This is a genomic window from Brucella sp. NBRC 12953 (assembly GCF_040369775.1).
Lineage (GTDB): Bacteria > Pseudomonadota > Alphaproteobacteria > Rhizobiales > Rhizobiaceae > Brucella > Brucella pseudogrignonensis.
Genome location: NZ_BAABSV010000010.1, coordinates 83,473 through 107,001 on the forward strand (window position 1 = coordinate 83,473; position 23,529 = coordinate 107,001).

A 23,529-nucleotide genomic window follows, 5' to 3' on the forward strand; every position below is an offset into this window, starting at 1 on the left:
GATGCGTGCATGAGCCGCAAACTCGTGGTCATCGGGGACCATTTCATGCTACCCGAAATATTTGAGGATAAGCTCCGAGAAGCCTGCGGCGACGTGCTGGAAATCCGCAGTTTCAAACAGGATTGGCCAGATCGCCCGATGGAGCATGGTTATGCCGTTTCCGGCATGGATGGCCTGAAAGAATATATGGGTTCGGCTGATGAAATCGTAGAGATGATCGGCGACGCAGAAATTCTTGTCACCCAACTCGCTCCAATGTCACGGACAATGCTCACCCGCTTGCCAGGGCTTAAAATGATTGCCGTCACGCGCGGTGGCCCGGTTAATATCGACATGAAGGCCGCGCGCGACAATGGCTTGCGGGTGGTGAATGCCCCAGGACGCAATGCGTCGGCAGTGGCTGAATTCACGCTGGGCGCCATCCTGGCTGAAACCCGCAAAATCCGGGTCGGTCATGAAGCTCTGCGACAAGGTGTGTGGCGCGGTGATCTCTATCGGGCCGATACAACGGGGCGTGAGCTCTCGGAAATGACTGTCGGCGTTGTGGGATACGGCCAGATCGGCAGTCGCGTGGTGCGCTTGTTGCGCGCATTCGGAGCAAAGGTGATCGTGCATGACCCCTATGTTCAACTCAACCCGGCAGATGCCGCAGACGGTGTGGAACTGGTCAGTTTTGATCGCCTGCTCTCTGATGCCGATCTGGTTACGATGCATCCGCGTGTCACGGAAGAAACCACCGGCATGATGAACGCAAAATCATTTGCCAAGATGAGACCCGGAGCGATTTTCGTCAATACCGCACGCGGTCCCCTCTGCGATTACGATGCTCTGACCGATGCGCTGCTTTCTGGCCATCTTGGAGGAGCAATGCTTGAAACATTTGGTATTGAGCCAGTACCAACGGACTGGCCTTTGCTTAAACTTGATAATGTGACGCTGACACCGCATATCGCGGGTGCGTCGCTGCGCACCGTTACTTTTGCGGCTGAACAGGCGGCTGAGGAAGTGCGCCGGTATATTGCAGGTGAACCCGCCTGGCACCTGTGCTGAGGAGAATGCTATGAACGAGAACCGACTGCGCCAATCCATTATCGATGGCTGCCTTGCCATGTCCCGTTCGGGGCTTAATCGCGGCTCATCAGGCAATATTTCGCTACGAGCCGGCGATCACATGCTGATCACGCCATCGGCGATCCCCTATGAGCAGATGGCGCCGGACATGATCGCAAAAATGCGGATCGATGATGATAGCGGCGCTTTTGAAGGCCTGAGGAAGCCATCGGTCGAATGGCCATTTCACAGGGATATCCTGCGTGCGCGCCCGGAAATGAATGCGGTGGTTCACACCCATGCCCGCTTTTCCACGATCCTTTCGGTGGCACGCAAGCAGATTCCGGCTGTGCATTACATGATCGCCGCCTTTGGTGGTCCAACCATTCGCCTTGCGGACTACGCCACCTATGGCACTGCGGAATTGTCGCGCAACATCCTTACAGCGCTCGACGAGCGTCAAGGTTGTCTGATGGCCAATCATGGCATGGTCGTCTGCGCCGATACGCTGACGCGCGCCTTATGGCTCGCCCATGAACTCGAAGCGCTGGCTGACCAATATTACCACGCAGAACTCATTGGCGGAGCCCACATCCTTTCGGATGAAGAGATCGAGCGCACCGCACGGGGCTTTGCAAGCTACGGCGTTCAGGATCGCAAGCCCGACGCTGCCTGATCGAGAGGAGCCACTAGTGGTGGATAAAGCTAACCGTTCCAACCCAGAAATACCCCCTCAACTGCTGTCGGAATTCGAGGCGCTTGTCCGGCTTTCGGCAAAGGTGGGGCAGGATCCATTGCTGGTGCAGGCAGCTGGCGGGAACACCTCATTGAAAATTGGTGAAGTGATGTGGATCAAGGCGTCCGGCACCAATCTGGGCGACGCGCTTGAACGAGATATTTTTGTACCCACCGCTTGGCGCGACATTGCTCGTTCGCTCAGACACGGATTACCCGAGGCCGATCAACCGGCGGCCTTTCTGCTTGGTGACGGAATTTTGCGGCCTTCAATCGAAACCTGTCTTCATGCGATTTTCGACGCCGCGGTTGTCGTCCACGTGCACTGTGTTTCGACCATCGCATTGGCCGTGTTGCGTGATGGGGAACAGCGCATCAAAGAGGGTCTGCAAGACATTGAATGGACCTGGGTACCCTATCGCAGGCCGGGCGCGGAACTGGGGCGGATGCTCCTTGAACAAAGGCGGGGCGAGAATGTCGCGATCCTTGGCAATCACGGCCTGCTGGTGGCGGCCGACAGTGTGGCCGCTGCCGAAAGCTTGCTTGAAGAGGTTTGCTACAAGCTCAGGCTTGTAGCAGCCTCCGGTGCGGGAATGCCCCCCGGTCCCGCACCGGAGGGGTATCAAGCGCTGGCGCCGGATCACGTTCTGGCCAAGGCGATGACGGTGCCACGCCTTCGCGAAATTGCGTTTCGCGGCAACATGTATCCCGATCACATCATCTTTTGCGGACCAACCATCGGCAAAGCCGAGAAGCCTTCGGGCGAAACTCTGCTCGTCGATCCCGAAGGGCGGGTATTTATCAAAACCGACGCGAATGCGGGTGCCGAGGCACTCGCCGGTTGTCTTGGCAATGTTCTTTTGCGGCTTCCGGACGATGCGGAGGTCAGTTATCTCACCATCGAGGATGTTGCTTCCCTGCTGAACTGGGACGCAGAAAAATACAGGCAGCGTTTGAATGTCTGAAAGACTTTATCTCGGAATCGATCTCGGCACATCAGGGGCGCGTGCTGTGGTGGTCGACGATCAGGAAAGGCAGGTATCATCAGGCAAAGCAGCGATTGAAGGCAATTATCGCAGCCCTTTTGAGTGGCGTCGGGCAATGGAAGTCGCACTTGATGAAGCCCTTTCGAGCGTGGAGCGAAAGAAAATTCATGCGGTGGCTGTCGACGGCACATCCGGTACCGTCGTGCCTGTCGACAACGCCGGCACGCCGCTTGCCGATGCGCTGATGTATAACGATCCGCCGTCCGACATGCAGGCGGCGGCCGCCTTGCAAGCTGCATCGGAGCCTGCAAGCGTTGCAGGCTTTCCAGCGCTGCTTCGCGCGCAGTCATTCCTCCCGCTTGGTCCAGCACATATCCTGCATCAAGCCGATTGGCTTGCCTTCCAATTTTCTGGGCGCTTTGTTTCGGATGACAACAACGCGCTTAAAACAGGATATTGCTCTCTCACACGAAGCTGGCCCGAATGGATGGCCGAGCACACATTGTATGCGGTGCTCCCGGAGGTCGTTGAACCCGGTACCATCCTGGGTACGATGACCCAGATCGCGGCTCAACGCTTCGGGCTGTCAGCTGAAACCCTGGTGGTTGCAGGCACGACAGATGGCTGCGCATCATTCATCGCCTCCGGTGCACGCGAACCCGGCGAGGCAGTTTCCGTTCTGGGTACGACACTGACTTTGAAACTGCTTTCCGACAAGCCTATCCATGCGCCGGAATTCGGCATCTACAGCCACCGGATACTGGGGAACTGGTTGGCCGGGGGTGCCTCGAACACCGGCGGCGGAGCCCTGCTGGCGCACTTCACGGCTGCTGAAATAACCGCGCTGAGCGCACAGGTCGATCCAGGCAAACCAACGGGTCTCAACTATTATCCATTGCCCAAGAAGGGCGAACGATTTCCAGTCAATGATCCGCAATTGCAACCGAGATTGACGCCGCGTCCCGACGAAGCTGTCACTTGGCTTCAGGGAATGTTTGAGGGAATAGCCCGTATCGAGACGCAGGGTTACGCTCTGCTTGAAAAATTGGGTGCACCCACTTTGAAATCCGTTCGTTCCATGGGGGGCGGCGCCCGGAATATGCCATGGACGGCTATTCGTGCCAAAAGCCTTGGCGTGCCACTGATCCCTGCTGCGTCCGATGAAGCCGCTTATGGAGCCGCTCGATTGGCTCTTATTGGAGCAAAACATGCCTGAAATAGTGAGCCTCTTGGCAATAGCGCCACAATTCGACGCCTTTTTCATCGACCAGTTTGGGGTTCTGCTGGATGGTGCAAAGCCTTATCCAGGTGCGCCGGAAGCATTAACGGCGCTCAGCAATCTGAGAAAACCGATCCTGCTTCTGTCCAACTCCGGAAAGCGAGGCGAAGCCAATGCCGGTCGCCTGGTTCAACTTGGGTTTGCTCGGAGCTCATTTCAGGAAGTTCTCAGTTCCGGCGAAGTCGCTCATGCACGACTGAAAGCGGCGATCGGCACCCATCTACCCGCAAAGCCAAAAATCTGGCTTCATTCACGCGACGGCGACGTTTCCGCAGTTGAAGAGCTTCCGGTCGACTTGGTTGAAACGCCAGAGCGTGCTGATCTGCTTCTTCTTTCAGCCAGCAATTCAGATAGGATCGAGCTTGGAGAATATGCGCAATTGTTGCAATCCGCGGCTGACCGCAACATTCCATGCTGGTGCACCAACCCCGATATCGTCATGCTGACGCCTCAGGGACCAAAGCCAGGCGCTGGGCGGATAGCACAGGAATATGCCGCAATGGGGGGAGCCGTTACACTCATTGGCAAGCCATACCCCGCAATCTACCAGGAAGCGGCGCGAAGATTAGACCTGAGAGATCCCCGCGTGCTTTGCATCGGAGACAGCATAGAACACGACATTGCAGGCGGCTTTACTGCGGGCTACAAGACCTGTCTTGTGGGTACCGGAATTCACGCGCGTTCATCCATCAAAGAATTGCAGTCCGAGGCACGAGCAAGGGGAGTGATGTTTGATTACTACATCTCAGCCTTTGCTTCCAGGAATAACGGCTAAGGTGTCGTTTCTGCGCGGATAACAAAGCAGACGTCGAGACTTTCCTTGCAGGCTCGTGCAAAGCATATCAATCCGCGCAAGGTTTGCCAGCCTGCTCACATGTTATCGCCCTCCCATGGTAACAGGTGTTCTGCCGATCATGAGAGGATGCGTCCGCAGCGTTGCCCTGCTCGATCGACGCGTCTCCCTCCTGCTTATGAAATACCGAATGGAACTCACTGCGTTCGACTGCGTTGCTCCTATCAGGAGGAATGAACATGTCGATACGATTTCAAATAGCAGCACTGCTCAGTATCGTCGTTAATGCGGTTATTTTTGGCGTCGGCGCGATAACGGTTCTTTCGGTGCCATCTCTCGCGGTCGAGGCGAAGATGCTTCTTCCCCTGTGCGTGGCGACCAGCCTCATCATTGCTCCGCCTATCGCCTGGTGGATCGCACCGCGTTTGCGAAACAGATACTGGCGTCAACGCATTGCGACACAAGCCTAGTCACCCCCCCAAATTGTTAGGGTTTAACATGCTGGGCCTTATTGAATTTCGTACCCTGGAGAGACAGTATGACTGAAACAGACCCACAACGTGCATGGAAGATTGCGGCAGATAACCGTGTGTGCTTCTACGGGTGGAATGGGAAGCAAGTCCCCATGTCGCCGATTGTTCGTAAAGACGAAGGAACGATCTATTTTCTTGCGAATGCCGGGAGTGAAAAAGTGACTGATATTCAGGGAAAGTCACCCGTACAGCTCACATTCTCCAACGAATCCGCCAATGACTATCTGTTCATTACCGCGGAAGCTCAGGTGTCAAATGACCGGGCGAAGATCAAGGCGTTATGGACCCCTTTTGCGAAGGCGTTCTGGGATTCTGAGGATGATCCGGACATCCGCCTGATCGTGGTTTCCCCAAACCATGCAGAGTTCTGGGACGGACCAGGCCGTATCTCAGCGACAGCAAAAATGCTCTATGCGTCTGTCACTGGCAGCAAGCCAGACATGGGCGACAACCGCGAAACCGGGATGTAGAGTGGAGGGATGGGGTCACACCGCCTCGGGATCGCCGAGACCGGCATCAGAGTCCATCACTTTTAGCGTTGATACAGGTTTCGGGAGTGCCGGGTCGGCATTCTCCGGAACCGCAAACGGCTTCAGCTCAACTGCAACCCGGTTTCAATTCAGACTGTCCTGTCCCGGCATTGGCGTCGTCGACTGCGCAATGATCAGGCCTTGCTGAGAAGCCAACTCGCGGCTGCCAGGTTCACATCAGATATCGCAACATCATGATCGCAAGTGAGACGGTGATTGCTCCCCCTATGCGTGTGGCGATCTGTGCAAACGGCATGAGTTCCATCCTGTTGGCGGCCGTCAAGATCGCGATATCACCCGTCCCCCCCTGTCCGCTGTGGCAGCCTGCTACGATAGCGGTATCGATCGGATAGAGCCGAACCAATCGCGCCGCGATGAAGCCTGTGGCAATGAGGGAGGACACCGTGGCGAATACCGTCACCACTGTTGGAAGCGTAAAGACGGCTATGAAAGTATCCCAAGGTGTCAGTGCAACGCCCATCGCAAACAGAAGAGGCCAGGTCACGATTGTGGAAAAGAACCGGTAAACTTGCCGGCTTCCATTTTCGATAGCTGGATCAAACAGCCGACCAATTTTTGCCGCAACGACGAGAAACAGCATGGTGATCGGCGCCGGAAAAGCAGTCAATTTCTGGATATATACACCGAAAAGATAAAGGCTGACAATGGTCACGCCCGCGGCAGCAATATCCTTAATTTCAAGGGGTTTCGACGGTGTCTTCACTTCTGAATTCACGTTTGCTGCACCGGGCTGCAATTGCCCCTCGCCGGTCAGTTGCGGACGGTACTTCCCCAACAGATTGAGCAAGCCGCACAGAAGTACAGCCGTAAAACTCGCGAGCATCACCACCGGGATGATCTGTGCGAACAATGTGTCCTGCGGTTGGTGCAGAATGAGAGAATATCCGACCGAAAGCGGTATCGCCCCCTCACCCAGACCGCCTGCCATGATGGGGGCAACGATGAAAAACAAACTGTGCGAGGCGGTCAATCCCATCACCATTCCCACAAGGGTACCGACGATTGAAGCCACAATCGAACCGGCTGAAAGCGGCACAAAGATCTTCAGAAAACCTTCCACCAGAACCTGGCGGTCCATGCTGATGATACTGCCGACAATAATAGCCGAAATATAAAGATAGAGAAAATTTGACTGCTTGCAGAATGTTGTGACAGCGCCCGCAACGGACGGTGGAATAAGGCCATAAAATACTGCGGCGGAAGGAACGACAAAAGTCATGATGGCGGCACCGCCCATCAAGCCAAGAATAGGAATCCGCCTGCCCAACTCCATGAAGAAGAACCCGCCAACCGACAGAATCCCAATCGCCATCGTCAGATCAGAAGGAACTTTGTCGATTGATACGAAGCCAATGATCAGCAGCGTTAAAAGCAAATAAATTGGAAGCGGCACAACCCCGATCCGGATGCTTTGCAGCGACCAGAAAGCCGCACGCCAGTCGGCTTTCTTCGCTGGATGATCTGTCAACTCACGATGAACCATTTTTCCTCCTCAATGTCCTGAAGGCTTCCCGCGGGTTGATCACCCAGCTTGCCTGCTGCAGACACTTCACACCCTCTGTTCGACGGGCCGCTGCTGAAGGCAAAAGATGTTGTTCTTCAGAGAGCTAAGGTTTTTTGTTGTAGAAAAAGATGATGTGCGTCTTCCGCACAGATCAATCCTGGTTTCAGCAAGGAGCGCATCGCAAAAAAGCCCTTTGTGCGGGCTTTGAAAGGCACGCCGCGTTTTCCAATCACCACAACATTGTTGGATCGACGGGCGAGGGAAAGGTCAGCAAGGCATAAAAAATCATCAGCAAGTTGGTCAATCAATACCCATAGAGTCTGCTCTGGTCGCTGAATGAATTGCCGTAGCATTTCCGTGAGTGCAATTCCCCAGATATAGGGATGCCTGTGGACAGGCAATGCAAGGGTGGCGGCCGAGCGGAATGTCTCTGCCGTCCGCGCGCAGCTAAGATCGCTCGCTGGAATGATCCGGTGATGCGTGAGGCAACAGTTCGTGACCATGCCCGGGAGGAGGCGCGCGGTGTCGAAAGGTTCTCGCTGTTACGTCAAAACCTGCAAAATCATTGATGTTGAATTTGCTCTTGGAAAACGTGAGCGAGAGGCAAGTCCGTTCAAGCACAGGGCTGATTATCGATTTTAAGGCCCATCCGGGCATTTCACGTCGAGCCTTGATCAACAGCTTGAATTGACCTTGAAACCTGTCCCGCAAGGCTGCGTCCTGTTGATAATGCAAAGGACAGTCAGAACAACGCGCAGCAGCAACGAAGCGTAACAGCGCTGCTGTTGGACGTCGCGGTGAGTTTTAAGGATCACTACCGGCCGGGCCTGCCGCTGGCTAGGGGAGACGACCGCTGCCGCCTTCGTGCTGACGCTCCATGAACTTGCGGGTCAGTTGCACGAGACATTCATGGGCTTTCTCCTCGGTCAAACCGGTCTGGAGTTTTCCCTCAAATTCAGCCGGCTCGTTTTTATAGGCCTCAATGACCGACCATGTTCCGTCATCATCTTTTCGGAGCTTATAGCCGTTCTCTATCATATCGTCTTTCCTCATGTCTCCCCCTACCCGGTGGCATCTTTGTTGATTGGCCGGAAGCGCCTATTCTTGTATGGGGCCGTGTGGGTCCATCTCCGGTTCTGTTTGAGAGGCTAGCCGTCGCGCGCGTCGCTTCGGCCGCTGTGTGTTAGAACGCATCGGATCGGACAGGGTTCCGATGGGCATTGTTGAAGCCCGTATCCGGAAGCTCAATCATTGGAATAATGAATGGTTAAATCTTTTAAAAACCGCTCAACGCCCATTTTTTGTGGATCCCAAACAGGCTATGCCTCGCTGCGTGTTCAGATCCCTCCTTTTGAACCGCCTTATGAATAGCAAATCAGCGATTTACTGAAGCACCCTCATCTTTTGAACAAGGACAATTCAGCGACGCAGGGTGGGTGGCGCCTGGCGCATCTTGCACCTTCCCCGCCTGGCAATACCGGCATTTAATTTTGCGCAAGATGCAGAAGCAAACCCTCAGATCATCAGACGGACCCTGCCGCCTGGCGCATGTGCGGCAGGTCGCTCCTGCACCAAGCCAGTACTGCCATATTGCCGATGAATTGCGCGACTTACAGCATTCTGGACCTTTGTGCTTCACTCACAAGGCGCATCGGACAGCAGCGTTGCTGCCATCGTTGGCTGGGGTGCAAGATCATTTGTGCGGCAGAATTCTACGATCCAGTAAACATGGGCCGACGCAACCCTGTAATACACGGTCTGCTGCACCCTGCGACGTTCCAGAAGGTTGAGCCGCCGCAGTGCTGCCAAATGCTGCGAAATGGCGGAATGTCCGGTCCGCATGGCGCGTGCGATTTCGCCGACTGACTTCTCTTCCTCCAGAAGAAAATACAACACCAGCAAACGCTTGCGATATCCAATGACACGAAAAAATGCGGCTGCAGCATCAAACTTCTGCTCGAGTTTTTCTGACTGAGGAAAACGTTCCATCGATAACCCGTTATAACTGAATTCAGCCCACAAGGATCTTCGTTCATCGACCAGATCGACGGGGCCAGAAATGGTTGCACATAAACGCTATCCTGTCGGCCCGGCTCACCAACGCTGATGCTACAGATGCAACAAGGATTGAGACCGGCGTGGATAGAGCCGACAATGGATGCGTTGCGTAAGCATTCCCGGACGCCTCCACTTTCCGAACCCAGACGATGGCCTCTGCCATTCATCGGGAGGAGTACGCCCACCAGACCATCCGATCCCTGTGTCCGGCCAACTTTGATTGCTCCATCCCTGAACCTTATTTGTGGCTCGAAAGGATGGCGCCTTCAGGAAGGCTAGAACTGCGCCGGAAATCCGCGTGCGGTTATTCTATTCCTTTCGGCTACCCAAAAAAATCCCAATTATTTATTGAGGGGACCGCTAAAAAACGGCGGAAAACCGGGCATGGACAACGAGACCAAAGAACACGCATGTCACGCTGGTGAAAGGCCGACCATCGGATGGTCGCTATGGATTGCTCTGTCATGCCAGAAATGCTGCGAAAATTATCAGCTTGCCTTACAACACTGTTTTGGCAATGTCGCTTTTTGCAACATTCCCTGATAATTTCCCTTTCATACGCGCCGCCAAATCAAGTTCGGGGACCCCGTTTTGTATCTTGAAATCATCATCGTTATTCTTCTTACGCTTCTCAACGGTGTTCTGGCCATGTCGGAACTTGCCGTTGTGTCGTCACGGCCGGCGCGCCTGCGCGTGATGGCGGACAAAGGAAGCCGGGGCGCCCAGATTGCCATTTCCTTGGCGGAAACGCCGGGACGTTTTCTCTCGACCGTGCAAATCGGCATTACCCTGGTCGGCATTTTGTCCGGCGCATTTTCAGGCGCCACGCTGGGTGCGCGACTCACTGGCTGGTTGGTTGGTCAGGGCTTGTCTGCTTCGATTGCTGACGCATTGGGCGTGGGGTCGGTGGTGGTCTGTATCACCTATCTCTCGCTGATTGTCGGTGAGCTCGTCCCCAAGCAGATCGCCTTGCGTGAACCGGAGGCCGTTGCGAGCCGGGTTGCTCCCGCCATGGTTCTTCTGTCAAAACTTGCGGCACCATTGGTATGGTTGCTCGACACATCCGGTCGGGTTGTGTTGAAACTGCTCGGGCAATCCGGGCAATCTGGAGACAGTGTCACAGATGAAGAAATCAAGTCGGTGCTTGCCGAAGCACACCACGCCGGGGTGATTGAGACAGAAGAGTCGCGGATGATCGCCGGGGTGATGCGGTTGGCTGACCGCACTGCGCGTGGATTAATGACGCCACGGCTTGACGTGGAGATGGTGGATATTTCCGACGATATCGAGACTATTCGTGACCAGCTCAAAAACAGCAGTCGTTCCCGGCTTCCGGTTCGCGGTGAGGATTCGGAGGAAATTATCGGTGTGCTGCAGGCACGCGACTTCTTTCATCAGCTTTCAGCGAACGGCGATGTGCGCATTCGCGACATCGTCAAGGATGTTCCGGTTGTCTCCGACTTTTCCGATGCGCTTGATGTCGTCGAGGCGATCCGCGGCACCCCGACCCATATGGTGCTTGTCTATGACGAGTACGGTCATTTTGAAGGGGTAGTCACTGCGGGTGACGTGATGGAAGCCATTATTGGTGTGATGCAGGAAGACCATGTCGCAGAACAGGCAATCGTGCGTCGCGCCGATGGCTCCTATCTTGTTTCCGGCTGGATGCCGATTGACGAATTTTCCGAGTTCATGCGCTTTCCGATGGAGGACGATGTCGAATACAATACGATTGCCGGCTACGTGCTGGAGGAACTCAAACATCTGCCAGACGTCGGCGAAACCTTTAGCCGGAACGGATGGACATTCGAGATCGTCGACCTGGATGGCCGACGCATTGACAAATTGCTGGTCAGTTCGCAACAGCAGGATGCAGGGTAAAGGTGGCGCGCGTTAAGCGCGCCATTTTGGCCTAGCTTTTATGATGGACGGACTGCAATGCGTAGACCGGGGTGGCTATTCCTTCCATCCGCGCCTTCAGCTGAAGCGACAAATATTGCGAGTAATGGCGCGATTGGTGCAGATTGCCACCATGAAACCACAGAGCTTGCTGCTGCGTCGGCTTCCACATATTGCGCTGCTCTCCTTCCCACGGTCCCGGATCCTTGGGCGTATTCGAACCCAGGCCCCAGACCTTGCCGACCTTGTCTGCCGTTTGCTTGTCGATAATGTCCTCAACCCAACCGTTCATCGAACCGTAGCCGGTCGCATAAACGATCAGATCAGCGGGTAATTCCGTGCCGTCGACAAGCCTGACACCGCTCTCTGTGATCTCGTCAATCTGCCCCGAAGCGAGTTTGATCTTGCCGTCAATGATGAGCTGTGAAGCACCAATATCGATATAATAGCCAGAGCCGCGCCGCAGATATTTGAGAAACAGCCCCGATCCATCGGAACCAAAATCGAGTTGGAAACCAGCTTTTTCAAGTGCCGCATAGAAATCCGCATCGATCTCGCGGATCTTATCATAGACCGGCTTCTGGAACTCATGCATGATACGATAGGGCAGCGAGGCGAAGATCAGGTCGGCCTTGGCGGTGGTGATGCCGTTTTGCAGGGCCTCCTCTGAGTAGAGTGCGCCCAATCCATGTTTCATCAATGACTCCGAGCGGACAATATGCGTCGATGAGCGCTGCACCATGGTCACATCGACGCCAGCTTCGCAAAGGGCCGCACAGATATCATGCGCTGAGTTGTTCGACCCGATGACCACGACCTTCTTGCCCTGATATCCGTCCGGTCCCTCATGACGGGAGGAATGCTGCTGCTCGCCCTTGAAGCGGTCCTGACCTTTGATGCTTGGAATATTCGCCTTGCCCGACATCCCGGTTGCAAAAACCAGTTGCTTGGGGCGCAGCGTGACTTCTTCGCCATCGCGGTCGATGACGACCGACCATTCCGCGTTGGCCTCGTTCCATTTTGCCGACCTGACCGTGGAATGCCTCCAATAATTGAGCTCCATCACCTTGGTATAGAACTCCAGCCAGTCGCCAATCTTGTCTTTGGGCGCAAAAACCGGCCAGTTTTTCGGGAAGTCGATATAGGGGAGATGATCGTACCAGACAGGATCATGCAGACAGAGCGACTTGTAGCGCTTACGCCATGAATCGCCAGGACGCTCATTACGCTCAACAATGATCGTTGGCACGCCCAGCTGACGCAGGCGTGCCCCCAGCGCTATGCCGCCCTGCCCGCCACCGATCACCAGCACATAGGGCTGTGTCTGATAACCAAGGGACCGTTCTTCCTCTTCGCGCTCTTCCTTCCACGTCTTCGCGCCAAGGTCCTGACCGTGTTTTGCCCCAAGCGGACGGGTAAATCCGGATTTTTCCTCGTGTCCTTTCAATTCTGACATGACGGTGAGAAGCGTCCAAATTTTTCCAGCCTTCAGACGAATAAGTCCGTAGCCGCGAGCGACTTCGGTTTCAAAACAGATCCAGCTTTCAGTTATACCGTCAGCATCCGTTGCAGCCTCGCCCGGCGCAACCCGCCATTGTCTCGGCTTTATCAGCTGCAATTGCGATTGCAGCATGTCACGCAGTTGATCGTGTCCTTCCACCGTTTTGATGTTCCAGGTGAAGGCAATGAGATCGCGCCAATAGCAATCATCTGCAAACATCGAAACCGCTTCGTCGATCCGACCCGCTTCAAGGGCTGCGCCAAACCTATCGAGAAAGGCCTGTACGCGGACTGTTGGTGTTTTCTCAAGCATTAAATTTCCTCCCATGGATGTTGGTGCCGAGCTCTCCCAAGCGCGGCATGGCATATGTCAGCGTTTCAGATCGATCAGTATCTTGAGCTGGGTGCCCGCCGGGTCGAGCAGGGGCTCGAAGCCTTCTCTAACCGCGTCCTGCAGCGCGATTGTCTTGGTAACGATGCTCAAAGCCGGGATTTGCCCGCTCGCAATCAGCCGGGCGACACGTGGCCAGTCATGGGTGGGATAGGCCCAGGAACCGCGAATATCGATATCCTTGAAAGTAACATCGAACCAGTTGAGCGGGTTTTCGTGCGGGTGAAGACCGGTTTGCACCACCACGCCCTGCTTGCGCACGGCATCGGTACAGTTTTTCAAAGCGTGTTCATTGCCGACGCATTCGATTGCCACATCGCAGCCGACATTGCCTTCAGTTTCCGCACGGACCACCTCGCCGACGTCTTCCACTCTCGGATTGATGGTGCGCACGTCACCGAGTTTCTCCCGGGCGAGCTGCAATCGTGTCTCATTGAGATCAGACAGGAAAATCTGGGAAGCGCCTGCGGCGCGTGCTGCCATTGCAGCCAGAATACCGATGGGGCCAGCCCCCGTCACAAGCACACTGTTGCCCGCCGTGACACCGCCACGGTCGCAGGCATACACCGCTACCGCCGCAGGTTCGATCAAAGCCGCCTCTTCAACACTAAGGTCATCGGGAATAGGCAGGACATTGTAACTGTTGAGCAAAGCCTGTTCAGCCATGCCCCCCGAATGCCAGGACAGCCCGGCAAGTGCCAGACTGCTGCTCAAATGGTAAAGACCGCGTTCGGCAAAATAGTCGCCGGCCCGCGGCATGATCAAGGGTTGTACGGACACCCGGTCGCCAAGCTTCACGTGATTGACATTGGCGCCGACGGCTTTGACGACGCCGCCAAACTCATGGCCCAGAATCTGAGGAGCGCTTGCTTTTGTATAGGGATGCGGTTTGGTCGGAATGAAAATCGGACCAGAGGCATATTCGTGCAGATCGGTCCCGCAGATACCGCAGAAGCGATTTTCGATCAGGACCTGATCCGGGCCAGGATCACCCGGTGCTGGCACGTCTTCAACGCGCAGATCCTTGGCGGCATAAAAGCGCAATGCACGCATGAATTTCTCCTCCATTGGCGTCATGAGAAGAAATAGCAAGCGGCATGCCAATTGCAGACAACGAAATAAGTTATTGTTTCCTATGTATTTTATTAAAGGGAAGAGGCATGGCTTGAACCAATGCAACAGGTTTGATGCAACAGCTGTTGCAGGCGTTGCATCATCAGTGCGCCTGTTTCAGGCGACGATGGATCGTCGAGCGATTGACGCCCAGTTTGCGTGCGAGCGCCGAGATATTGTTGCCGCAGGCGTCAAGCTGACTGCGCAGGTCGAGCGGATCATTTCCCTCCAGGATAGCCGGCTGGAAATGATCGGGCAGACAGTCGGTGGTGATTTTTTCATCGGTTGCGATTGCCGCCGCCACCCGTAACGTATTGTCCAGTTCCCGCAGATTTCCCGGCCAGAGATAGGTGGCGAGTTTCGCCTTCGCAGTGGGCTCGATCGTGATCATTTCGCCCTCTTCTTCGCCAATGCGGCGCAGAAGATGATCAACGAGACTATCGAAGTCTTGCCGGTTGCGCAGTGAAGGCAGGGTCAGTGTCGCCGCATTGAGACGATAAAGCAGATCTTCGCGAAAACGACCTTGGCTGGCAAGCGCTGTCAGATCATGATGGGACGCCGACAAAAGCCGGAACTTGACCGGCTTCGGTTTCAGCGCACCCACCGGCTGGATTTCGCTTTCAGAAAGAACCCGTAGCAGTCGGCTCTGCAAGGCAAGTGGCATGTCGCCAATCTCATCGAGAAACAAGGTGCCGCCATTGGCTGCCTCAATAAGCCCGATCTTTCCCTTCTGCATCGCGCCAGTGAAAGCCCCTGCCACGTAGCCGAACAGTTCGGATTCAATCAGCTGTTCAGGTATTGCCGCGCAATTGACTGCAATGAACGGACCGGGTTTGGTGCTGCTGTCGTGAATGGCGCGCGCCAGATATTCTTTGCCGCTGCCGGTTTCCCCCTTGATGAGAATGGGGATATGACGGTCCGCCAACCGCGCGGCGCGGGCCTGCACCGTTTCCATGACCGGGTCACCGAAACTCAACTGGCGAAGGGCCGCAGGCAAACGGGGTGACGGGCTGGGCGCAGGCGTGCGAAAACTGCTGACGGGAGCAATTGCGCTTGCAAACAAAGTCAGACCGTTGCGCGCCTCAAGCAGACGCTCGCCATTGGGTCGTCCGGCCATCAACGCCGGAAGCTGATCAATCTGGATATCGAAGACCTCGGAAATCGGCTTGCCGATGAATTGTTTGGTCACGACATCCGTATGACCCATTGCTCTGGCGACTGCACCAAAGCCGCCATGCGTCATTCCCGTGATCAGGCCATTGCCGTTAACGGTGAGTGCAGCATCCGGATCAACATCAAGAAAATGCGGCAACTTTGCCAGCCGCAGAAGCCAATCCTCGCCCGCTCGGCTCATCAGATGGGCGAGCTCGATCCGCCGCGCCGTCGAAGCAACCAGATGCAACGCCAGTTGCTGGCTGGCTTTTGCAGTTGGGGAGCGCAGCTGCGAAATATCGAGTACCGCCGACAGATCACCGACCGTATCGAAAATAGGCGCTGCCGTGCAGCTCAAGCCGATGTGGCAAGCATCAAAATGATCATCCTGATGAATGATGACGGGTTTGCCTGAAACCATGCAGGCACCGACTGCACATGTCCCTGCACGATCTTCCGACCATTCCGATCCAAGATAGAGACCAGCCTTGCGAAGCTGATTGTCGAATGTGGGATCACCCATGAATTCCACGGTGACGCCGCGCGCATCCGAAAGCAGCAACACGTAGTTTTGATCGGCGACTTGCCTGAACAGCGCTTCCAGACCACTGCGCCCGATGCGGATGAGTTGCTCCGACTGCTCGCGATGCTCCCGCAGCAATGTATCGGGTACGATGTAGGCTTCCTGCGTCTGAGCGGGGTTAAGCTGATAATCGTTGAGGCAACGAAGCCAGGATTGGATCACCGGACGATCACGATCCGAGGCGCCACCCATGGCGACGCGCTCAATCTCCTTGATGTGCGACAGTGCCGACACCATAATCCTCCTCCTCCAGCCGATGCTGGCACAAGAGAGGTCCTGCTTCAAGCCCGATCATTAAGCGAGCAGCGTGGGAGCTGCAGATCGAACAACCGCCACATGCCGTAGCGCGTGACGATAGCGACCGCGCGGTTTTCAATCTTCACACTGCGTTCGTCTCAGATCCCCGTCGGGCGCCCGATGATACTGCCGATCGGCCGCCATCCAAGGCTGCGGCCGCGGCGCGCTAAGAAACGCGGCGCGGAAGCAGCAATGACGTTTTTTTTGCCAAATGCCTATTTTTTATTCAGCATTGAGCCGTTATGCGTGCAGGCAATTCGCGTCAGGGGGCATCAACACCATCACCGGACACTGTCATCGGGCAATCGACGAGCAAAACCGCCCAAAATCAGCTCGGCTTCAAACTGGCACGACACTTGCTTGTTAGTGAACAAGCGCGATGCGGTCGGCAACAGGCCGGCGGCACCGCAAGGATTTGGTTTCAGACGCAGAACAAAAGAGACTAGGCGATGACAAAATTTAAGCTCGAATATATCTGGTTGGATGGATACACCCCGACACCGAACCTGCGCGGTAAAACCCAGATCAAGGAATATGATGCGTTCCCAAGCCTTGATCAGCTTCCGTTCTGGGGTTTCGATGGATCCTCGACCATGCAGGCAGAGGGCCGCAGCTCGGATTGCGTGTTGAAGCCTGTCGCGATCTATCCGGATCCGGCCCGCCGCAATGGCGCGCTTGTCATGTGCGAAGTCATGATGCCAGATGGCGTCACCCCGCATCCTTCCAACAGTCGCGCGACTGTCCTTGACGATGAAGACGCATGGTTCGGCTTCGAGCAGGAATATTTCTTCTACGAAAACGGTCGGCCACTCGGCTTTCCAGAACAGGGTTTTCCGGCACCGCAGGGTCCTTATTACACCGGCGTTGGCTATAAGAATATTGGTTCGATTGCCCGCAAGATCGTCGAGGAACACCTCGATCTTTGCCTTGAAGCCGGCATCAATCATGAAGGCATCAATGCGGAAGTCGCCAAGGGCCAGTGGGAGTTCCAGGTCTTCGGTAAAGGCTCGCGCAACGCCGCTGACCAGATCTGGATCGCCCGCTATCTACTGCTGCGCCTGTGCGAACAGTACGGCATCGATATTGAGTTCCATTGCAAGCCACTCGGTGACACCGACTGGAACGGTTCGGGCATGCATTGCAATTTCTCGACAAAATTCATGCGCGAAGTCGGTGGCAAAGCCTATTTTGAAGCATTGATGGCGCAGTTTGACAAGAACCTCCAGGCCCATATCGACGTTTATGGCCCCGATAATCACATGCGACTGACCGGCAAGCACGAGACGGCGCCATGGAACAAGTTCTCCTATGGTGTGGCTGACCGTGGCGCATCGATCCGCGTTCCGCATTCCTTCATCCAGAACAACTACAAGGGCTATCTTGAAGATCGTCGACCCAATTCACAGGGTTGCCCATATCAGATCGCTTCGCAGGTGCTTAAGACCATATCGGAAGTGCCAACCGCAACCGATGAGGCGCTCGCTGCCTGATCATCTGCGTTGAGAAATCGAAAAGCCGACCGTCTCGCATGGTCGGCTTTTGCGTGACGGCTACCGGTCCTGCTGCGATCCGGAAAGCTGATCAAGATAATTGCGGCACCAATGAAATACATCATTGGTTGTCACAGCCTTCATCATGGATTGATAGCGCTGTAGCCGCTGTTCAAGCGGCATGGAAGCTGCGCGCGCCAGCGCATCGGCAATCGTCTCAACATCATATGGATTGACCAGAAGCGCGCCCTCGCCCAGTTCGTGGGCGGCTCCAGCAAAGCGCGAAAGAACCAGAACCCCCGGATTTTCAGGATCCTGCGCTGCGACATATTCCTTTGCAACCAGATTCATACCGTCGCGGAGCGGGGTCACCAGCCCAACTTTCGCCATGCGATAGATTGCAGAGAGCAATTGTTGACCGAAGGCCCGATTGACATAGCGCACCGGCGTCCAATCGAGCCGGCCCATTGCACCGTTGATATGTCCGGCAATCTCGGCGACTTCGTGTTGCAGCGCGTCATATTCGGCGACATCAGAGCGACTTTTCGGAGTGATTTGCAGCATGGTTATGCGGCCATGCCAGGCCGGATTGACCTCCAGGAAACGGCGAAAGCCGCGCAGCCGTTCCGGTATTCCCTTGGTGTAGTCAAGCCGATCCACGCCTACAATCAGATCGCGCCCCTCCAAGGACTGCTGAAACCGCTTTATCGTCGAGGTGGTGCCGTTTGAGGGCAGAGAACCGGAAAAAGAACTGACGTCGATACCAATCGGAAAGGCCCCGACGCGAAAGCGCCGCATCGGATTATCGAACAAACCGGGCTTTCCGTCGACCGGATTTGCGATCCCGCTTCGACGCAAACACAGCGCAAAATTCTCGGCATCATCCTCGGTCTGGAAACCGATAAGATCAAAGGCGGTCATCGCCGTCAAAAGAGCAGCCTGGACTGGCAAAGTGAAGAACACATCCGGTGACGGCCATGGGATGTGCATGAAAAAGCCGATCCGGTTGAGGACGCCCATCTGTCGAAGCTCTGCCGCCAATGGTAAAAGATGATAGTCATGGATCCATATGACATCATCGGGACGGATCAACGGCCGCAAACGTTCGGCAAACAGCCGGTTTACCCTCAGATAGCCCGCCATATCGCGACGTGCATAATCGGTCAGATCTAGGCGATAATGACAGAGTGGCCAGAGCACACTATTGGCAAGACCTGCATAATATTCGGCAAGATCCTGGTCGGACAAATCAGAAAGGGCGTAAGTGATAGCGCCTTCCTCGCGGATCGTCAGGGGGCCGGGTTCCTTTGCGCCGCTGCTGCGCCCCGACCATCCCATCCAGATGCCACCGCGTTCGTTTAAGGCAGCCTGGACCGCTACGGCCAGTCCTCCCTGCGGCGGACGGTCCGGGTCGGGGACCCGATTGGAAACAACAACCAGCCTGCTCACCACAATGTCTCCCGCACTTTCAACGCCATTCGCGAAAACCCACGCAAACGCTCATTCATCTGCTTCACAACCAATGCTCCTGATCCAATTCCTGAATAATGCTGGGGATCCGATAACCATTGCGGCACAGGTTTTGTTTCCGTTCGTCAGATGACCGACGCGTATTGTGGCCCCTCCCCGGGCGTTGATTTCCGCAAACATCGCTTCGTCGGTCAGATCATCGCCCGCAGCAATGGCCAATCGACCCTTGAAGGCAGGTGTTTGCATGAAGAAGTTAACCGCTGTAGCCTTGCTACTTCCACCCGGCTTGACTTCATATACGAACTTTCCGGCCTGCAAACTATAGGCGGCGCCGGCCGTCATGACGGCCTGTTTCATAATTTGAAGGACGAGACCCGCATGCTGCAGTGCACGACGGTAATGCAGCGCGAATGCCCGGCCCTTGTCTTCGAAAATCACCCCCGAAAGGCGCAATGCAGCAGCCTTCGCGTCCGCTCGCGCCGCCAGATAACTCGCCTGATTTCCGCTGTCGCAAGACATGTCCGCACCGTTGAGTGCCTCAGCCTGTCCATGTAGTTTCAGTTCTGCGCCATGGAGGCCGGCAACGGCAAATTCGTGGTGAGGGAACAATGCCTCCACAAAGGCCAGCGAGCGCCCTGTGACGATCGCCAGCGCGCCATGGTTTCGCTCAGAGAGGCGCTGCAGATTTTGCTGCAAGTCCGGCTCCGCGCTCACACCATCAGGCGTTGCCGCGAGATCCAGCAAAGTTCCGTCAAGATCGAGGAAGAAGGCCAGTTCTTCGAGGCTGGACACGCTTGCCCAGCGGTGCGCTTCGAGTGGTCGAACACGATGAAAGGCGGGAGATGAAAAGAGGGAGGGCAAAAAAGGCGCCGTCGACGTTGGAATTGTTTCAGTCTGTGACATGCATCGTTAGGATAGGGTACGGGGAGAGAAAGGCAAGCAACTGTTTGAAACTCATGGGTTCTCAAACGAGCGGAAACGCCGTAGTTGCACGCGAAAGACCCTACGCAAGGATCTGCCAGCTTAGCCATTTGCAGGTTTCACGCCCGCAAGGACGCTTTGTTCAGGGCAGATTGGGGATTTTTCAGCCGTGCCAAGATCTTCGCAATCCCGCTTCGTGAGGCAATTGGGCTGCCGATCGCTAAAAAATCGCGAAGTTGTCAACGTAAAGCGCTAAAAAAACACTAGCTAATTTTATCTTATCCTGCATAAAATTGGTGATGCATCCCCCGCCGCCCAAAAATGACAGATCACGCCAGTTTCTTCCCGACCTACCATGGTGGATCGGCGGGACAGCGGTTTTTTTCACATGGTGTATCTATTGCTACATCACCGATGTGGATTGGGGCTCCTTGCTGCTGGGGACCGCGTCGGGTGCGATGGTGGTCTGCTGGTCATTTGATACGTCGGAAGACGCCGCAAGCAATCCGGAATGGCGAGATGACGACGGGAGCTGAGGCAACCCAACCGCGAAGCGTGTGTTGAACGACGAGTAGGCGGGAGGTCACGGAGTTCCGAAGAGAGAGGCGGCTAGCGCATACTGGCCTCCGGCGCATTTTTTGCAGATGTTTATGGATGCGCTGCTCATCCAACCCGTTTTCAAGCGCAGAACCGCGCGCGGTGGTCAATCAATCTGCGCCTTGCTTTTCGACGGGCGACGGCTGCTGGCTGCGGCAAGCCTCGCCTGCGTGGGCGCTTCGACATGATAGCCGTCAAAATATCTCCCCCCGTGTTGATCCAGAACTTGCCTGGCGAGCGCGAGCAGTTCTGCAGCATCACCTTGCACTGCCTTTTGAAAGGCCTTGGTCATTCGGTCCGCGAGCGCGGGATCAGTCCGGCGCAAAAGGCGGGGTCCCCACTTTCCCTTTCCGGTCCATTGGCTGCGGCCCAGGAGGACAAGATCAATAAGCCGAGGGTAAATCATGGCCGACACGGCTGCAGTTTCATCCAAAGGCCGTTCTGCGGCAAGGTCGTCAACCAGATCACTCAAGAAGTAGCGCATGGCATCGTAGCGTTCACCAGAAAGCGGATTGGGGCCGCGCGCCAATATTGTGCGCATCTGTTGCTGCAGGCTTTCGGCCTCATCTGGCGCTTCGCTTATGATCACGCCATCGCCGATCATATGAAGGATGCTTGGCACGCCACTGTCGACATCACTTTTCACAAAATAGGCCAAAGTCTCTCGATCATGCACGAAAGCTTCGACAGGCAATCCGTCTGTGATGAAAGACTCCCGCCGCGCTCTTTCAAGCTTCGGGTAGACCACGACCAGATCGATGTCCGACAGTGGATTGCCCTCACCGCGCATGATCGATCCCGCCACAAACAGGTGTGACGCGCCTTTGAACCGATCGGTAAAGCATTTTTTTGCCGCCCGGAGCGCGGCATCGAGATGATGTTGTTGGAGCACAGGGTCGTCCTTCTAAACAGCGGGACATGGCGGGCCGGAAAACTTCCGCTTCCATCCGGCGGGTTGATCATTTTGGTCCGGACTGGCTTTGTTTGACAACAAAACCCACCCCAGCGAGGCTATGGCAATCAAGGCCGAGCGCATCAAGTTTACTGATAACGGCTATCCGGTCACGCGAAGTGGTGCGGGCGATATTGCTGTGTTTTTTCGGGACGCATGACGCTTTGTCCCGCCTGGGCTGATGAGCGTCAACAGCGTCCCGAAATGCCGTGGACCTGCGTGTATTGGTGCTTGCTGAGCGAGAGGCGGCTCAGGAACTGAACCGCCTTGCCAGCCGTCACTCTTTGCCGAGCGCGACAATGCGATCAAACGCGGCCGAAAAGCCTTTCAGCGATATTTTGAAGGCCACCGGCTGGGACGGGCTGAGCGCCGTCGCAGTCAAGTCGAGAGCCTCAGCTGACTTGAACATTTTGCTGTCCCATGTCACCGGCGCGAGGCAGCCCTGTGGGAGGCATGTTGAGAACTTAAGGGGGGATAGCGGGGTTCCTGCAATCTTGGCCGTGGCCCCCTTCGGCAGGTCAAGCCCGAATGGCATCACAACGACACCGTCGGCTTTACCCTGCACATTGCGCAGTTCGACAGTCAGCACGCGCTGGCGTGTTTCAGGGCTGCTCTGCATCTGGCTCATCACGCAGTTTGTCCGGTCTTTAACGGACTGACAGGAGACCGACCAGTCCTGATAGGTTTCCGTGAGCGTGCTTGCACCATTGGGCAATGGCGCGGCGAGAACGGCAGTGGCGGCAGGCAAGGCCAGACTGAGGGCGGCGATAAAAAGCGTAGTCTTCATGATATAATCGTGCCTTTGAAGTTCAATTGACGATCTGTTCTTGGGTCGGGGAAAGCGCGTCACGCTGCAGCTTGATCTTTTGCAGACTGGCATTGAGGAAATCCTGCTCGCGTGAACGCATCCAGATATCCAGCTCTTTCTTTGTTGCCTGATCTGGCGCTGCGGCTGCACTCTCCAGCAACCGCGCAAAGATTGTTTCAAGCGACGGCTCGACAGTTTCTGTCGTGCTGGCGGTGCGGGTGACAGCCAGTGCTATCGCCGCATTTGCAACAGCCTCAGTGGCCTGAAGGCGAGCGGCGAGATTGAGGATGAGCTGATGTAAATGCTCGACATCACTCATGACATTACTCCTAAAATAAAATTATCGGTTCGTTTTGAAAGCAGCTGGCGTCTCAAGGTTTCGCTGTTCGCCACATGATCCGGGATGCGTTGCTGGTGTGGCAACACGCCCAGTTCTTGCTGGTGGCCTTGATCGCGCTGCAGCCGGCGCGAAGGCTCACGCTGGGATGGTTGGATCAGATTTGCCAGAGCGTCGAGCGCGATCCGGGCAGCCTGCCCGCCGCTCAAGCCATTTCGGCAACCCTCTTTTATGCCCACCCGACGCTTTCGACTGTCATCCGTATCAGCCTGGATGCAATTGCCGTTACGTTCCTGCCAGACATGGACAGCCAGAACCCGCCCCTGCCGCCGAAAGGCGCCACCCGCGCTGTTGGTTTTGTCGATATAACAATGGGTGCCGGTCAGGATGCGCGTACCTTCATTTACCTCATCAAGGGCATTTGCTTCGTCTGCAACGCGTGTTATTAACAATAAATTCGAGCAAAGTTAAACAGAATAATAATAGTTGCTTTAATTTATATATAGTTCAAATAAAGATTAGCGCAGTCT

The 23,529-nt window shown here is 55.5% G+C and carries 22 protein-coding genes; 10 read left to right on the top strand and 12 right to left on the bottom strand.

What is annotated here, in order from left to right:
- The first annotated feature begins 9 nt into the window (after nt 1-9).
- The 7 genes from ABWV94_RS20320 (at nt 10) to ABWV94_RS20350 (ending at nt 5,846) form a co-directional block, all read left to right on the top strand.
- A complete protein-coding gene (locus ABWV94_RS20320) occupies nt 10-1,050 on the top strand; it encodes a 2-hydroxyacid dehydrogenase (RefSeq protein WP_353415163.1) in 1,041 nt (346 codons plus the stop codon).
- Between the two features lie 10 nt (nt 1,051-1,060).
- Entirely contained in the window at nt 1,061-1,726 is a 666-nt protein-coding gene (locus ABWV94_RS20325; protein ID WP_113500076.1) for a class II aldolase/adducin family protein, read from the top strand.
- A gap of 16 nt (nt 1,727-1,742) precedes the next feature.
- Nucleotides 1,743-2,750, top strand: coding sequence for a class II aldolase/adducin family protein (locus tag ABWV94_RS20330; protein ID WP_353415164.1), 1,008 nt, complete (start codon nt 1,743-1,745; stop codon nt 2,748-2,750).
- Nucleotides 2,743-3,987: an FGGY-family carbohydrate kinase gene (locus tag ABWV94_RS20335; RefSeq protein ID WP_353415165.1), complete on the top strand. Its 1,245-nt coding sequence runs from the start codon at nt 2,743-2,745 to the stop codon at nt 3,985-3,987. The genes ABWV94_RS20330 and ABWV94_RS20335 overlap by 8 nt, the downstream gene beginning before the upstream one ends.
- Nucleotides 3,980-4,825: a TIGR01459 family HAD-type hydrolase gene (locus ABWV94_RS20340; protein ID WP_353415166.1), complete on the top strand. Its 846-nt coding sequence runs from the start codon at nt 3,980-3,982 to the stop codon at nt 4,823-4,825. Before ABWV94_RS20335 ends, ABWV94_RS20340 begins: the two co-directional genes overlap by 8 nt.
- Nucleotides 4,826-5,082: 257 nt before the next feature.
- Nucleotides 5,083-5,313, top strand: coding sequence for a hypothetical protein (locus ABWV94_RS20345; RefSeq protein ID WP_113500065.1), 231 nt, complete (start codon nt 5,083-5,085; stop codon nt 5,311-5,313).
- Between the two features lie 68 nt (nt 5,314-5,381).
- Nucleotides 5,382-5,846 carry a pyridoxamine 5'-phosphate oxidase family protein gene (locus tag ABWV94_RS20350; RefSeq protein ID WP_353415167.1) on the top strand — a complete coding sequence of 155 codons (465 nt, stop codon included), beginning with the start codon at nt 5,382-5,384 and terminating at the stop codon, nt 5,844-5,846.
- A 232-nt stretch (nt 5,847-6,078) separates the two neighbouring features.
- Here ABWV94_RS20350 and ABWV94_RS20355 read toward each other — a convergent pair whose 3' ends face one another.
- The 4 genes from ABWV94_RS20355 to ABWV94_RS20370 form a co-directional block, all read right to left on the bottom strand.
- Nucleotides 6,079-7,410: a 2-hydroxycarboxylate transporter family protein gene (locus tag ABWV94_RS20355; protein WP_353415168.1), complete on the bottom strand. Its 1,332-nt coding sequence runs from the start codon at nt 7,408-7,410 to the stop codon at nt 6,079-6,081.
- 116 nt (nt 7,411-7,526) lie between these two features.
- Nucleotides 7,527-7,739, bottom strand: a complete 213-nt coding sequence (locus ABWV94_RS20360) for a hypothetical protein (RefSeq protein WP_353415169.1) — start codon at nt 7,737-7,739, stop codon at nt 7,527-7,529.
- 529 nt (nt 7,740-8,268) lie between these two features.
- Nucleotides 8,269-8,484: a hypothetical protein gene (locus ABWV94_RS20365; protein WP_113500055.1), complete on the bottom strand. Its 216-nt coding sequence runs from the start codon at nt 8,482-8,484 to the stop codon at nt 8,269-8,271.
- A gap of 582 nt (nt 8,485-9,066) precedes the next feature.
- Nucleotides 9,067-9,420 (bottom strand): metalloregulator ArsR/SmtB family transcription factor, encoded by a 354-nt coding sequence (locus tag ABWV94_RS20370; RefSeq protein WP_113500053.1) that lies wholly within the window; start codon nt 9,418-9,420, stop codon nt 9,067-9,069.
- 660 nt (nt 9,421-10,080) lie between these two features.
- On the opposite strand from ABWV94_RS20370, the gene ABWV94_RS20375 reads away from it, so the two are divergent.
- Nucleotides 10,081-11,370 (top strand): hemolysin family protein, encoded by a 1,290-nt coding sequence (locus ABWV94_RS20375; protein ID WP_113500051.1) that lies wholly within the window; start codon nt 10,081-10,083, stop codon nt 11,368-11,370.
- A gap of 31 nt (nt 11,371-11,401) precedes the next feature.
- Here ABWV94_RS20375 and ABWV94_RS20380 read toward each other — a convergent pair whose 3' ends face one another.
- The 3 genes from ABWV94_RS20380 to ABWV94_RS20390 all read right to left on the bottom strand — a co-directional run bounded on the left by ABWV94_RS20380 (nt 11,402) and on the right by ABWV94_RS20390 (nt 16,364).
- Nucleotides 11,402-13,201 carry an NAD(P)/FAD-dependent oxidoreductase gene (locus ABWV94_RS20380; RefSeq protein ID WP_113500049.1) on the bottom strand — a complete coding sequence of 600 codons (1,800 nt, stop codon included), beginning with the start codon at nt 13,199-13,201 and terminating at the stop codon, nt 11,402-11,404.
- 57 nt (nt 13,202-13,258) lie between these two features.
- Nucleotides 13,259-14,332 (bottom strand): 2,3-butanediol dehydrogenase, encoded by a 1,074-nt coding sequence (locus ABWV94_RS20385; RefSeq protein ID WP_353415170.1) that lies wholly within the window; start codon nt 14,330-14,332, stop codon nt 13,259-13,261.
- 163 nt (nt 14,333-14,495) lie between these two features.
- The gene (locus ABWV94_RS20390) at nt 14,496-16,364 is read right to left on the bottom strand and encodes a sigma-54-dependent Fis family transcriptional regulator (RefSeq protein WP_353415171.1); all 1,869 of its coding nucleotides are present in this window, start codon (nt 16,362-16,364) and stop codon (nt 14,496-14,498) included.
- A 509-nt stretch (nt 16,365-16,873) separates the two neighbouring features.
- On the opposite strand from ABWV94_RS20390, the gene ABWV94_RS20395 reads away from it, so the two are divergent.
- Complete coding sequence (locus tag ABWV94_RS20395; protein WP_113500040.1) at nt 16,874-17,914, top strand: glutamine synthetase beta-grasp domain-containing protein; 1,041 nt, start codon at nt 16,874-16,876, stop codon at nt 17,912-17,914.
- Between the two features lie 60 nt (nt 17,915-17,974).
- Here the strand turns inward: ABWV94_RS20395 and otsA are convergent, their stop codons facing one another.
- From otsA to ABWV94_RS20420, 5 genes are all read right to left on the bottom strand, one after another.
- On the bottom strand, nt 17,975-19,363 hold the full coding sequence (otsA, locus tag ABWV94_RS20400) for an alpha,alpha-trehalose-phosphate synthase (UDP-forming) (protein ID WP_353415172.1): 1,389 nt from the start codon (nt 19,361-19,363) through the stop codon (nt 17,975-17,977).
- A 51-nt stretch (nt 19,364-19,414) separates the two neighbouring features.
- Nucleotides 19,415-20,176: a trehalose-phosphatase gene (otsB, locus tag ABWV94_RS20405; RefSeq protein ID WP_353415173.1), complete on the bottom strand. Its 762-nt coding sequence runs from the start codon at nt 20,174-20,176 to the stop codon at nt 19,415-19,417.
- Between the two features lie 832 nt (nt 20,177-21,008).
- Nucleotides 21,009-21,794 carry a nucleotidyltransferase domain-containing protein gene (locus ABWV94_RS20410; protein ID WP_353415174.1) on the bottom strand — a complete coding sequence of 262 codons (786 nt, stop codon included), beginning with the start codon at nt 21,792-21,794 and terminating at the stop codon, nt 21,009-21,011.
- Between the two features lie 337 nt (nt 21,795-22,131).
- Nucleotides 22,132-22,641 carry an invasion associated locus B family protein gene (locus ABWV94_RS20415; RefSeq protein ID WP_353415175.1) on the bottom strand — a complete coding sequence of 170 codons (510 nt, stop codon included), beginning with the start codon at nt 22,639-22,641 and terminating at the stop codon, nt 22,132-22,134.
- A gap of 22 nt (nt 22,642-22,663) precedes the next feature.
- Nucleotides 22,664-22,981 carry a hypothetical protein gene (locus ABWV94_RS20420; protein WP_113500029.1) on the bottom strand — a complete coding sequence of 106 codons (318 nt, stop codon included), beginning with the start codon at nt 22,979-22,981 and terminating at the stop codon, nt 22,664-22,666.
- Between the two features lie 95 nt (nt 22,982-23,076).
- Between ABWV94_RS20420 and ABWV94_RS20425 the strand changes: the two genes are divergently transcribed.
- Complete coding sequence (locus ABWV94_RS20425; protein ID WP_162761790.1) at nt 23,077-23,448, top strand: hypothetical protein; 372 nt, start codon at nt 23,077-23,079, stop codon at nt 23,446-23,448.
- Nucleotides 23,449-23,529 lie beyond the last annotated feature (81 nt).